Origin of the sequence: Serratia sp. UGAL515B_01 (genome assembly GCF_033095805.1) — a bacterium.
GTDB lineage: Bacteria > Pseudomonadota > Gammaproteobacteria > Enterobacterales > Enterobacteriaceae > Chania.
In genome coordinates this window covers 527,355-539,992 of sequence record NZ_CP109901.1, presented here as the reverse complement: position 1 = coordinate 539,992, position 12,638 = coordinate 527,355, and the positions used below count along the sequence as shown (strand labels likewise).

The window sequence follows — 12,638 nt, the reverse complement described above, 5'->3', positions numbered from 1 at the left end:
CTATATGCGGGCTGTTTTTTACTTTTCAACTGCCCACGGGTTCAGTTTTACCCACGGTTAGCAACTGCGGTTGACAATAAGATGGGGCCATCCGCAACAGCATCAAGGGTCAGAATAAAAAAATATTCGTTTTTAACAGCTATCAGATCATTGTTTCCTTCCGTGGGGATCATTATGATGCCGCGCGCTTTAATGGCAATTATGGTTTTTTCGTCCATTCGAGCCACTTATTAACTCACTTATCCATTTTCATTAAAATTCTGTTATCACAGAGGAAATATGCATACCAACAAGTTGGCGAATCCTGGCCCACTGGGTCTGATGGGCTTCGGGATGACCACCGTCTTGCTGAACCTCCACAATGCCGGTTTTTTCCCACTGACTTCCGTCATCATCAGTATGGGGATTTTCTTCGGTGGCATGGCACAGATTTTTGCCGGCATTCTTGAATATAAGAAAGGCAATACTTTCGGCTTGACCGCTTTTACCTCCTACGGCTGCTTCTGGCTGAGCCTGGTAGGCCTGCTACTGCTGCCGCGTATGGGCCTGGCGGAACCAAGCAACGCCGCGTCCCTTGGTGCCTATTTGGCACTATGGGGTGTATTTACTCTGTTTATGTTCTTTGGAACGCTGTGTGCAAACCGCGTACTACAGTTCGTGTTTGCTAGCTTGACACTGTTATTCGCCCTGCTGGCCGTGGGCAATATGACTGGTAACCACGCGATCCTGACGTTTGCCGGTTATGAAGGGATCATCTGCGGTGGCAGCGCTATTTATCTGGCCATGGCCGAAGTCATCAATGAGCAGTTAGGACGTACCGTGTTGCCGATCGGTGCTGTTGAAGTCCAACCGAAAGCACAAGCCGCAGTCACTGCCTAGTAGTGATGGGGTTTCGTTGCGTGACCAAAAAGCCCTGCTAGGTAAAACAGCAGGGCTTTTTTCGGTCAATCGTGTTTATCACTGTTCAAATCACGGTGAAAATAGATCCCCAGCAACAAACCTACCGCAGACAATGTCAGGACATAATAAGCGGGGGCTAACGGAGTTAGCTTCATAAGCAACGTGACAAGTATCGGGGTTGAACCACCAAAAATGGCATATGCAACGTTATATGAAAACGAGATCCCACTAAATCGCACTTCAGCCGGGAAAGCCTTTACCATTACGTAAGGCACTGCACCTACGATACCGACGCTGAACCCCACTAAAGCGTAAGTAGCAAACAACATCTCTGGATGCGTTCCTACTGACTGATAAAATAACCAGCTACACGCACCTAGCAGAAGACCGCCGACAATAAAGGTTTTGCTGGCGCCAAAACGATCCGCGGCCGAACCCGATACAATGCACCCAATTATCAACATCACAATAGCAACACTGTTAGCCTGCAGCGACAATGCAGGGGCAATGCCAAACTGTTTTTGCAGGTAGGTTGGTGTCATCAGGATCACAACGACAATGCCTGCGGACAACAGCCAAGTCAGCAGCATCGACACAACCACTTCTTTCTTATGGTTTACTACTACAGACTTGAGCGGTAGCTCTTCCGCCAACGCCTTACGCGTCTGCATCTCAATAAAAACAGGGGTTTCCTGCAACCAGCGGCGCAGGTACATGGCAAACAGGCCAAAGATACCGCCCAAGAAGAATGGAATACGCCAGCCACCGTCATGGATAGCTTGTTGACTGAGCGTGGTATTGATAAGGGTAGCCACCAGCGAACCAATCAAAATACCGGCAGTTAGACCCGCAGTGAGCGTGCCACAGGCAAAACCGATACGCTTACGTGGCACATGCTCAGCCACAAAGACCCAGGCTCCTGGAACCTCACCACCGATAGCCGCACCTTGCAGTATACGCATTAACAGCAGCAATAAGGGGGCAGCAATGCCGATACTCGCATAGGTTGGCAGCATGCCCATTGCCAACGTGGGTAATGCCATCAGCAAAATACTCAGGGTGAACATCTTTTTTCGGCCCACTAGATCGCCAAAATGCGCCATGATGATCCCCCCCAGCGGCCTTGCTAAATAACCCGCTGCGAAAATACCAAAAGTCTGCACCTGGCGAAGCCATTCTGGTATGTCTGCTGGAAAAAACAAATCACCCATGACTGCCGCAAAGAAAACAAAAATGATGAAGTCATAAAACTCCAACGCACCGCCCAAGGCAGCTAACGTCAGAGTCTTATAGTCTTGCCGGTTAAGCCGACGATTGTTATCGAGATGCATAAAATACCGTTAGAGGAAACAAAAACAGAAAAAGCACAATGGCTGCCTGTAAAAAGAACATTACTATAACGGCAAATTATTTTCACACCAGATCGGCTGAACAATTTTTACAGATTGCACAAACTCATAGTGTTATCTCACGGCGTGCATTCTTGGGACGAAATGCGCTAACCACTGTCTCGTGGGTTTCTACGTAGGGGCCATCCAACAACTGTATACAGTAGGGAACACTTGCAAAAATACCGTGAACCACCACCTTACCCAGTGGGTCCTTCACACCTTCCAGCGTCTCCTGGATCGACTTGGGTTGCCCTGGCAGGTTGATAATCAGCGCCTGTTTACGGATCACACCGACCTGACGTGAAAGAATTGCCGTTGGTACAAAATGTAGGCTGATTTGCCGCATTTGTTCGCCAAAGCCAGGCATCACACGATCGGCGATCGCCAATGTGGCATCGGGGGTAACATCGCGTCGAGCCGGGCCTGTCCCGCCAGTCGTTAATACCAGATGGCATCCCATTTCATCCACCAGTTCGCACAGGGTATGCTCGATCAGCATCTGCTCATCAGGGATCAGCCTCGTTTCCAGTTTGAACGATGTCGCTAATGCCCGGCTTAACCATGCTTCCAATGCTGGGATCCCTTTGTCTTGATAAACTCCCCCAGAAGCGCGGTCAGAAATAGAAACTAAACCAATACGTAATGTGTCCATGCTTAACCTCTGTCGCTAATTGACTTCAGGCAGGTTCATTTCCTAGCCTGTCTTCCCTTTCTATAGTGCCAATCAAGATTTTTTGAAGCGTGTTGGAACGATGGAAAAGGGATTAATGGCAAAAGTATACGGTGTCTGCTCAGCAGCGTGGATATCAGCAATAAAAAAAGGTGGCCTAGGCCACCTCTATCCGCACGTATTGCCATTATTACAGCAGGTCGGCGATCATTTTTTCCAGCTTGCCTTGGTCTACAGCAAACTTGCGGATACCATCGGTCAGTTTTTCAACCGCCATTGGGTCCAGGTTATGCTGCCAATAGAATTCAGGCTCAGTCAGCGGTGCTGGCCGTGCTTTCACTTCCCCGGTATAGGACAATTTGAGCTCTAGAGTGCCCTGAGCTTCGGCCAACTCTTTCAGCAATGCAGGAGCGATGGTTAAACGGTCGCATCCTGCAAGTTCAATAATTTCACCAACGTTACGGAAACTTGCCCCCATCACGACGGTTTCATAACCATGTTGTTTGTAGTACTGGTAGATTTCAGATACAGACACCACGCCCGGATCTTCATGCGGCGCAAACTCTTTCTTATCTCCATTGGCTTTATACCAGTCAAGGATACGGCCAACAAAGGGGGAGATCAGATAAACACCGGCTTCGGCACAGGCCCGCGCTTGTGCAAAGGAGAACAGCAGTGTCAGGTTACAATTGATACCTTCTTTTTCCAGGCGTTCCGCGGCACGAATACCCTGCCAGGTTGAAGCCAGCTTGATCAGGATACGATCGTTACCGATGCCCGCTTGGTTATAAAGTTTGATCAGGCGCTTAGCTTTGGCAACGCTCGCTTCCGTGTCATAAGAGAGCCGTGCATCTACTTCAGTGGAAATACGGCCCGGAACCAATTTCAGGATTTCGAGACCGATATTAACTGCCAGTTTATCGGCAGCATCGGCCACTTGCCGATCACGATCGTTACTTTGCTCACGCGCCCAAGCGATGGCATCGTCAATCAGCTTACGGTATTCAGGAATTTGAGCGGCATTAAGGATCAGAGAAGGGTTAGTTGTGGCATCTTGTGGTTGATACAACTTCATTGCGGCAATATCCCCCGTATCCGCAACCACTGTAGTGAACTGGCGTAGGGAAGTTAATTTATCGGTCATGTTGGCATTATCTCATCGTTTGTGCATGAACTTTTGGCATCGTTCAATCCTGCCCTAGGCTGATAATAACATGCACGAAGCGAGGTGCAAGGCGGGAAAATCATGTCCAGACAATGGTGGTTTTATCCTTGTATGTGCAACCGTTTACGCCAGAAAAATTCGTAAATAACGAATAAACAGGACGGTATTAATGCACTCTCAGCAGTACAAATTATGTTAATTTTTTGCCAAATTAAGTATTAAAAGCTATAAAACAAGAAAAATCTCAATAACATTTGATTGCGATAATTTTAGCTAATCTATTGTAAATATTGCTTTAACGTATTCTGCCCTATGATGACATAAGCACAATACGTTACAGAATTGAACTAGGAGAAACCGGTGACGGACCTGATCAACTTTATCAACGATATCCTTTGGGGTTCGGTACTGATCTATTTGCTGCTGGGTACCGGGATCTATTTCACTCTGCGTACACGATTCATACAGATCTGCCACTTTCGCCACATATTTTCAGTTTTGAAAAACAGCACAAAAAGCGACCGTGCTGGTATCTCTTCTTTCCAGGCATTATGTACTTCGCTGGCAGCACGTGTCGGCACCGGTAATCTCACAGGAGTAGCGATAGCACTCACTGCCGGTGGCCCTGGAGCTATCTTCTGGATGTGGCTGATCGCCTTCATAGGTATGGCGACATCTTTCATTGAAAATACTCTAGCCCAGCTTTATAAAACCAAAGATGGTAACGGCAACTACCGTGGTGGCCCCGCTTTCTATATGGAAAAAGGGCTAGGTATGCGCTGGATGGGTATCCTGTTTTCGATTTTCCTGATTGTTTCTTTCGGTATGGTATTCAATGCGGTACAAGCCAATGCGATTGCTCAGGCCAGCGCTGTTGCTTTTAATTTCAACCCAATGTACGTCGGGATTGCTCTGGTTACTCTGAGTGGTATCGTGATCTTTGGTGGTCTTCGTTCCATCGCTCGCGTAGCAGAAAAAATCATTCCTCTTATGGCTGGTGCCTATCTGTTGCTGGCGCTCTGGATAATTGGCCAAAACATTGAGCATATCCCAGCAATTCTGGCGTTGATTTTCAAAAGTGCTTTTGGTCTTCAAGAAGCGGCCGTTGGCACCCTGAGTTACACTATTTCCCAAGCGATGACTCAGGGCGTACAGCGTGGGCTGTTCTCTAACGAAGCGGGGATGGGCTCAGCGCCTAATGCGGCAGCTTCCGCAACCCCTTACCCACCTCATCCTGCCTCACAGGGGTATGTACAAATGCTTGGCGTTTTTGTCGATACCATCGTGATTTGCACTGCAACGGCAATGATCATTCTGGCTTCTGGTGCACTGAATCACCCCACTACCGATATCAGTGGCATTGAACTGACTCAACGAGCGTTATCCCTGGCTGTTGGCTCATGGGGCGCGCCTTTCGTCGCGATTGCCATCTTCTTCTTTGCCTTTACCTCAATCATTGCCAATTATGCCTACGCAGAAAACAACCTGATCTTCCTTGAACGTAATCATCCCGTCGTGTTGCTACTTTTCCGCTGCATTACCTTGGGAATGGTCATGTTCGGTTCAACCGCAGAATTAGCATTAGTATGGAAAATGGCCGACATCACCATGGCCCTGATGGCTATCACTAATCTGACCGCGATCCTTTTACTGTCAGACGTCGCACTCAAACTGGCAGAAGACTACAACCACCAACGATTGATTGGCAAATCTCCCACGTTTGATATTCGTCGTTATCCAGAACTGGAGTCTCAGTTAGAACCCGGTATTTGGAAACCTCTCAAACAGCGCTAACACCATCAGAGTGTGCGCAAAGTTCGCCCTGTCACTCCTGATGTGATGCACTTTTTGCTACAGTACCCGCACTTAGATAAAACAGGATGTGCTCATGCTCGTTATTATTTCACCTGCCAAGACTTTGGATTATGAAAACCCATTAGCGACCAAACGCTTTACGCACCCTGAGTTACTGAATGAGTCAGCGGAATTGATCAAAATTTGCCGTTTGCTAACACCTGCACAAATCTCCAGCCTGATGGGTATCAGCGACAAGCTCGCCGGCCTCAATGCCGCACGCTTTGCAGAGTGGCAACCTGCATTCACCCTAGAAAATGCGCGCCAGGCCCTGTTAGCATTCAAAGGCGATGTGTATACCGGTTTACAGGCCCAAAACTTCAGCGAAGAGGATTTCGATTTTGCACAACAACATCTGCGAATGTTGTCTGGCCTTTACGGTGTCTTGCGCCCGCTGGATCTGATGATGCCCTACCGGCTAGAAATGGGCCTCAAGTTGGAGACCCAAAAAGGTAAAGACCTGTATAGCTTCTGGGGCAACCGAATCACCCAAAAACTCAACGAAGCGCTGGAGCAACAAGGGGACGACGTGATCGTTAATTTGGCTTCTGATGAATATTTTAAGTCGGTAGTCACGACCAAGTTGAAGGGGTCACTGATCAAACCGGTGTTCCTTGACGAGAAAAACGGCAAATATAAAGTCATCAGTTTCTATGCCAAGAAAGCACGTGGACTCATGAGCCGCTTTATCATCAAGAACCGCCTGAAAAAAAGAGCACAACTGGTTGATTTCAATCTGGAAGGATATGCCTTCGACGAGGCATCTTCTGCCGGTAACGAATTGGTATTCAAACGCCCTGAACAATAAAGTAGTGGCCCCTTTCAACAGCAGAGGGGCCGGTAGAAACTTACGCTGGCAAAGTCATCAAAAATTGACGCAACCCAGCAAAATCGGCTGCCATATTATGTGACAACAAAGGTAACTGTGCGCGCTCAGCTAAAGCATTTGGCAAAGGCAACGCCTGATCAAGAATGGCTTCCACACTCTCTTTGAACTTGGCGGGGTGTGCGGTGCCTAAGAACAGGCCAAACTCCCCTTCTTTCAGTTGATCACGCAAAAGGCGATAGGCAATCGCCGCATGAGGTTCTGAGATATACCCCAAGGCGGCCAGCTCTTTCATCGTGTCTTTTGTCGTTTCATCACTCACCGCACCACGCCCCAAATCTTTGAGCTGCCACACTTTGCGACGGAACAGTTCTTCCACTCGGGGCCAGTTGTTTGGCTGGCTGACATCCATAGCGTTGGAAAGGGTCGCCACCGTGGTATGCGGTTGCCATTGCCCATTATTCAGGAAACGTGGCACGGTATCGTTAGCATTGGTGGCCGCGATAAAACGCTTTACCGGCAGGCCTAAGGATTTCGCCAACAACCCGGCGGTCAAATCACCAAAGTTACCACTTGGCACAGAAATCACCAATTGGTTACGGGCTTCCTGTGGTAATTGTGCAGCGGCTTCAAAGTAGTAACAGATCTGCGCCAACAAGCGACTGATGTTGATCGAGTTTGCCGAATTCAGATGGACAGCTTCTTTCAATTCCTGGTCGTCAAACGCCTGTTTAACTAGCGCTTGGCAAGCATCAAAATCACCGTCGATCGCTATGGTGTGGATATTGCCCCCCAGAGTACAGAACAGTTTTTCCTGCAGCGCGCTGATCTTGCCTTTCGGATACAGGATCACCACACGCACGTTCTTCAACCCGTAAAACGCATGAGCAACGGCAGCACCAGTATCACCGGAAGTCGCAGTTAGGATAGTAACAGGTTCATCACCCGCCACTTCTGCCAACATTTGCGCCATAAAACGGCCACCAAAGTCTTTGAACGCCAGCGTTGGGCCATGGAACAACTCCAGACAGGCAATATCATTCTCAACCTGCACCACAGGTGCAGGAAACTCAAAAGCAGCTTTTACACGTTTATACAGCGCTTCTTCAGCAATCTCATCGCCAATAAAAGCGGATAAAATCTTGGTGCTGCGGGTGACAAAATCCATTTCCAGCAGTTGGTCAATTTGTGTTAATTCAAATTCAGGCAATTCCAGCGGAAAGAAAAGCCCTTGCTGTTTACCCAAACCCTGCTTGATCGCCTGAGCAAAATTGACCTGTTCGTTATGATCTTTAAGGTTGTACAGTTTCATGCGTTATCCAATAGTCGAGCGCCGGCAGTATCCAGACGGCAAATATGAACAAAACCTTCATCGTTTTGCAGATAGTTATTAGTCAGCCAATCAGCCATGCGCTGAGCCGTAGCACCGTCATCGCAAACGGCAAACAGCGTTGGGCCGGAACCGGAAATGCCACAAGCCAGCGCACCAATATCCTGTGCCGCTTTACGCGCCTCGGTAAAACCAGGCAGCAGGCGGGTGCGATACGGTTCAGCGATCACATCCTGCATCATCTTGGCCGCCAGACGCGGTTGTTGGGTATGGCAAGCGTGAATAAAACCTGCCAGATTACGACCATGGGCGATACAGTCCTGCCGACGATACTGCGCTGGCAAAATAGCACGTGCTTCCGCCGTAGAAACCTTGATACCCGGGTAAGCCATTACCCAGAGCCATTCTTTAAAACAAGGAACTTCCTGACAGAGATAGCCTTCCTCTTCCAGCATCAATTGCAAGCCACCGAGATAACAAGGCGCAACATTGTCGTAATGCACGCTGCCAGAAATACGCCCTTCAAGTTCGCCCATCAGCGTCAACAGTTGCATTTTATCGAGAGGATTGTCGCAAAACTCATTCATCGCCATCAACCCTGCTACCACCGAACAAGCGCTGGAGCCCAATCCAGAACCGATCGGCATATTTTTCTCTAAGCGCATCGCTACTGGGATTTCACGGCCAATTTCCTGGCAAAAACGTTCCCAGCATTGGTAAACAATGTTCTCTTTCGGATCGGTCGGCAATTTACCAACAAAACGCCCGCCATTCTCCAGGCTAAACCGAGAGGCTGCTTCCACACTTACGCAATCACCAAGTAGTGTGCCACCGATGGGGGAAACTGCAGCTCCCAGTACGTCGAATCCAACGCTTACGTTACCAATTGAGGCCGGTGCATACACCTTAACCATATTAGACTCCCAACTTCCATGACAGTGTGCGCAACAGGTCGGCAAACACACCTGCAGCGGTCACATCATTACCGGCACCGTAACCACGCAGCACTAGCGGTAATGGTTGATAGTAACGGCTATAGAAGGCCAATGCATTCTCGCCGTTCTTGACTTTGTACAATGGGTCGTTGCCATCGACCGCATCAATACGTACCTGACAGCGGCCCTCTTCAATTACGCCAACATAACGTAATACCTTACCTTCCTCTGCCGCTGTAGACACGCGGCGTTTGAACTCAGTATCCAGTTCAGGTAAACGCGCCATAAAGGTTTCCACATCACCACTAGCGTCGAAGGATGGCGGTAGTACCGACTCAACTTCAATATCGCCCAGTTCAAGCGCATAACCCGTCTCACGAGCCAGGATCAGCAGTTTGCGGGCAACGTCCATTCCGGAAAGATCGTCACGCGGATCGGGTTCGGTATAACCGTTGGCCTTGGCCTGTGATGTGGCCGCAGACAACGACATTCCTTCATCAAGCTTGCCGAAAATAAAGGATAGTGAGCCAGACAGGATGCCAGAAAAACGTGTCAATTCATCACCAGCATTCAGCAAGTTTTGCAGGTTTTCGATAACAGGCAGGCCAGCCCCCACGTTGGTGTCATACAGAAATTTGCGGCGTGACTTTGCTGCGGCGGTGCGCAGTTGCTGATAGTAGTTCATCGACGAAGTGTTGGCTTTTTTGTTTGGCGTTACCACGTGGAAACCATCTGTCAGAAAATCAGCATACTGATCGGCCACGGCCTGGCTGGACGTACAGTCAACAATGACCGGGTTCAGCAGATGACACTCTTTCACCAGACGGATCAAGCGGCCAAGATTAAACGGCTCTTTTGCGCCCGCCAGTTCATCACGCCAGCTTTCGAGATTAATACCGTGAACATCCGTCAGCATAGCGCGCGAATTGGCAATACCACAAACACGCAGTTCGATGTGTTTTTGCTTTAGCCAAGGTTGTTGGCGATAGATCTGCTCTATCAGCGCACCACCTACCCCCCCAACGCCAATCACAAATACCTCAATCACCTGATCGGTGTTGAACAACATCTGGTGGCTGACACGCACCCCGGTGGTCGCAGAATCGTTGCTGACGACTACTGAAATCGAACGTTCTGACGACCCTTGGGCAATTGCAACAATATTGATGTTGGCACGGGCCAGTGCAGAGAAGAAGCGCGCAGAAATGCCGCGTAGCGTTCGCATACCGTCACCCACGACAGAGATGATCGCGAGGCGTTCCATGACGTCCAGTGGCTCCAGTACGCCGTCTTTCAGCTCCAGGTAGAACTCATCCTCCAGTGCACGACGCGCGCGTTGCAGCTCGCTCTGGGGCACACAGAAACTGATGCTGTACTCGGAAGAGGACTGGGTGATCAGAACGACCGAAATTTTGGCCCGGGACATCACGGCAAACACCCGTGCCGCCATACCCACCATCCCTTTCATTCCTGGCCCTGATACGTTGATCATCGCCATATTATTCAGGTTGGTGATACCTTTTACCGGCATATTGTCATCCACGCCTTCACCGCCGATTAACGTGCCGGGGGCTTGCGGGTTAGAGGTGTTTTTAATCAGGCAGGGAATTTGGAACTGGGCAATCGGAGTGATGGTTCGGGGATGAAGCACCTTGGCACCGAAATAAGAGAGCTCCATCGCCTCCTGATAGGACATCGATTTTAATAATCTGGCGTCGGGCACCGTACGTGGATCGCAGGTATAAACACCATCCACATCAGTCCAGATCTCGCAACAGTCAGCACGCAGGCAGGCAGCCAGTACCGCAGCGGAATAATCGGAACCATTACGCCCCAACACCACCAGTTCGCCTTTATCGTTACCCGCAGTAAAGCCCGCCATCAGCACAATATGGTCGGCAGGAATGGCCAACGCGGCTATGCGTCGTGTGGACTCGGTAATATCCACAGTAGATTCCAGATAGTGCCCCTGCGCCAACAATTTATCGACCGGGTTGATCACGGTGACCGGATACCCTTTGGCTTTGAATACTCCCTCCATAATGGCAATAGAGAGCTTTTCGCCTCTGCAGATGATAGCCGCATTGACGCTGTCAGGACACTGGCCCAGCAATGCAACACCATGCAATACCTGTTTCAACTGGGCGAACTCCTGATCGACCAATCCCTTCAGGCGATCGTACTCAAAACCAGGCAGCACTTGTGCCAAACCCGTCAATAAATCAGCGAAGATGCGCTCGGCATCACTCATCGTAGGCTGAATATCGAGACTCGTTGCCGTTTTTTCAATCATTGCCACTAAATAATTGGTGATCTTGGCGGGTGCGGACAATACCGTGGCCACCTGTCCCTGACGTGCATTGCTTTCCACGATGTCGGCAACGCGCAGAAAACGTTCCGCATTCGCTACCGAGGTTCCACCAAATTTCAGCACTCGCATTTCTGTTATCTCCTGAATTTATGCCGAAAAAAAAGCCCACACTAGTTAGGTGCGGGCTTTTTTCTTCTGTTGTTTCCTGTACGCGTCAGCCCGCCCCGTTACCTGTGGTATCGGTTGTGGTAATAATTGTGGTGTTCAGGCTGATGTTTCGCATTTCGTCTGTCTGTCTCATTAGAATTTCTGTCACCTCTACTGGTTAAAGCAATCGTCTTCCCAAGTCAAATAATTTCTTTATTCTGTTCATTTAATACTCAACGAAAAATTTTTGAGATGATACAGATAAAAACATAATTGCAGAATAAAAAACCAATTAAAAACCAAACTAACAGATGATTAATCTAAAAAAAAATCAAAAACGCCATCATCAATTCATCAATTTTTTTTCTATATCGTGCAACAAGGTATGTAGCATAACGATGTCCCGTTGTTGCAAAACTCCCAGCCGCTGATGGAACCAATCGCGCAATTTTTGGTCATCCGCCACCTCAAGGTTTTCCAACAACGCCTCCCCCCGCCGGCGCAATGCTTTCAGTTGCCCGGCGTCGACAAGATGTTCCTGTGGTGCCTTAACTGACATCAATTCTGCAAGCTGATAACAGTAAACCATCACTGATTGCCCGAGATTAAGTGAAGGGTAATCAGTAATCATTGGCACACCAGTCAGTAAATCGGCCAATTCGAGTTCTTCATTAGTCAACCCTGAATCCTCGCGACCAAATACCAATGCAGCCTGTTGGATCCATGCTTGCCTTTCCAACAGTTGCTCAGTCAGCTGTTGTGGGGTGCAATAGTAATGAAAACGGGCACGGCTTCGTGCCGTGGTCGCAATGGTAAAATCCACATCCGTCAGTGCCAGCTCCAGTGTTGGGAACGTCTGTACCGAGTCAATAATGTCACCTGCACCATGAGCCACCCAGCGAGCTGCGGGTTGTAAGTGGGCTTCACTGTCTACAATACGCAATGAGGTGAATCCCATAGTTTTCATCGCACGAGCCGCTGCGCCAACGTTTTCTGGTCGAGCGGGTGCCACTAACACGATATGAAGCTGCATTAATACTCCAGCGGAATTGTGAAGTTTATACTGCGTTGTGCCCCTTGCTGCACGCAAGTGCCGCTAACAGTCAATA

Annotated in this window: 12 protein-coding genes and 1 other annotated feature; of the genes, 3 read left to right on the top strand and 9 right to left on the bottom strand. The window is 49.1% G+C overall.

Annotated features, from left to right (window positions below):
* Positions 1–47: 47 nt before the first annotated feature.
* Positions 48–218, bottom strand: a complete 171-nt coding sequence (locus OK023_RS02640; protein WP_317694645.1) for a hypothetical protein — start codon at positions 216–218, stop codon at positions 48–50.
* A 61-nt stretch (positions 219–279) separates the two neighbouring features.
* On the opposite strand from OK023_RS02640, the gene satP reads away from it, so the two are divergent.
* Positions 280–879, top strand: coding sequence for an acetate uptake transporter (satP, locus tag OK023_RS02635; protein WP_317694644.1), 600 nt, complete (start codon positions 280–282; stop codon positions 877–879).
* Positions 880–944: 65 nt separating this feature from the next.
* Here satP and OK023_RS02630 read toward each other — a convergent pair whose 3' ends face one another.
* From OK023_RS02630 to tal, 3 genes are all read right to left on the bottom strand, one after another.
* Positions 945–2,231, bottom strand: a complete 1,287-nt coding sequence (locus OK023_RS02630) for an MFS transporter (protein WP_317694643.1) — start codon at positions 2,229–2,231, stop codon at positions 945–947.
* Positions 2,232–2,355: 124 nt separating this feature from the next.
* A complete protein-coding gene (gene mog, locus OK023_RS02625; protein ID WP_317694642.1) occupies positions 2,356–2,943 on the bottom strand; it encodes a molybdopterin adenylyltransferase in 588 nt (195 codons plus the stop codon).
* A 208-nt stretch (positions 2,944–3,151) separates the two neighbouring features.
* Positions 3,152–4,105 (bottom strand): transaldolase, encoded by a 954-nt coding sequence (gene tal / locus OK023_RS02620; protein ID WP_317694641.1) that lies wholly within the window; start codon positions 4,103–4,105, stop codon positions 3,152–3,154.
* Positions 4,106–4,486: 381 nt separating this feature from the next.
* Between tal and OK023_RS02615 the strand changes: the two genes are divergently transcribed.
* Both OK023_RS02615 and yaaA read left to right on the top strand, forming a co-directional pair.
* A complete protein-coding gene (locus tag OK023_RS02615; RefSeq protein WP_317694640.1) occupies positions 4,487–5,920 on the top strand; it encodes a sodium:alanine symporter family protein in 1,434 nt (477 codons plus the stop codon).
* A gap of 94 nt (positions 5,921–6,014) precedes the next feature.
* Positions 6,015–6,788, top strand: a complete 774-nt coding sequence (gene yaaA, locus OK023_RS02610) for a peroxide stress protein YaaA (protein WP_317694639.1) — start codon at positions 6,015–6,017, stop codon at positions 6,786–6,788.
* A gap of 40 nt (positions 6,789–6,828) precedes the next feature.
* Here the strand turns inward: yaaA and thrC are convergent, their stop codons facing one another.
* From thrC to OK023_RS02585, 5 genes are all read right to left on the bottom strand, one after another.
* On the bottom strand, positions 6,829–8,118 hold the full coding sequence (thrC, locus tag OK023_RS02605) for a threonine synthase (protein ID WP_317694638.1): 1,290 nt from the start codon (positions 8,116–8,118) through the stop codon (positions 6,829–6,831).
* Complete coding sequence (gene thrB, locus OK023_RS02600) at positions 8,115–9,050, bottom strand: homoserine kinase (RefSeq protein ID WP_317694637.1); 936 nt, start codon at positions 9,048–9,050, stop codon at positions 8,115–8,117. The genes thrC and thrB overlap by 4 nt, the downstream gene beginning before the upstream one ends.
* A gap of 1 nt (position 9,051) precedes the next feature.
* Positions 9,052–11,511, bottom strand: a complete 2,460-nt coding sequence (gene thrA, locus OK023_RS02595) for a bifunctional aspartate kinase/homoserine dehydrogenase I (RefSeq protein WP_317694636.1) — start codon at positions 11,509–11,511, stop codon at positions 9,052–9,054.
* Positions 11,512–11,536: 25 nt separating this feature from the next.
* Positions 11,537–11,658, bottom strand: a sequence feature (Thr leader region).
* A complete protein-coding gene (thrL, locus tag OK023_RS02590) occupies positions 11,597–11,665 on the bottom strand; it encodes a thr operon leader peptide (RefSeq protein ID WP_071998276.1) in 69 nt (22 codons plus the stop codon). It overlaps the preceding feature by 62 nt.
* A 210-nt stretch (positions 11,666–11,875) precedes the next feature.
* Positions 11,876–12,562 carry a tRNA/rRNA methyltransferase gene (locus OK023_RS02585; protein WP_317694635.1) on the bottom strand — a complete coding sequence of 229 codons (687 nt, stop codon included), beginning with the start codon at positions 12,560–12,562 and terminating at the stop codon, positions 11,876–11,878.
* Between the last annotated feature and the right edge of the window lie 76 nt (positions 12,563–12,638).

Bases quoted from the DNA above. Each gene is read 5' to 3' on its own strand.
- OK023_RS02640 (WP_317694645.1), bottom strand. From the start codon at position 218: ATGGACGAAAAAACCATAATTGCCATTAAAGCGCGCGGCATCATAATG.
- satP (WP_317694644.1), top strand. From the start codon at position 280: ATGCATACCAACAAGTTGGCGAATCCTGGCCCACTGGGTCTGATGGGC.
- OK023_RS02630 (WP_317694643.1), bottom strand. From the start codon at position 2,231: ATGCATCTCGATAACAATCGTCGGCTTAACCGGCAAGACTATAAGACT.
- mog (WP_317694642.1), bottom strand. From the start codon at position 2,943: ATGGACACATTACGTATTGGTTTAGTTTCTATTTCTGACCGCGCTTCT.
- tal (WP_317694641.1), bottom strand. From the start codon at position 4,105: ATGACCGATAAATTAACTTCCCTACGCCAGTTCACTACAGTGGTTGCG.
- yaaA (WP_317694639.1), top strand. From the start codon at position 6,015: ATGCTCGTTATTATTTCACCTGCCAAGACTTTGGATTATGAAAACCCA.
- thrC (WP_317694638.1), bottom strand. From the start codon at position 8,118: ATGAAACTGTACAACCTTAAAGATCATAACGAACAGGTCAATTTTGCT.
- thrB (WP_317694637.1), bottom strand. From the start codon at position 9,050: ATGGTTAAGGTGTATGCACCGGCCTCAATTGGTAACGTAAGCGTTGGA.
- thrA (WP_317694636.1), bottom strand. From the start codon at position 11,511: ATGCGAGTGCTGAAATTTGGTGGAACCTCGGTAGCGAATGCGGAACGT.
- OK023_RS02585 (WP_317694635.1), bottom strand. From the start codon at position 12,562: ATGCAGCTTCATATCGTGTTAGTGGCACCCGCTCGACCAGAAAACGTT.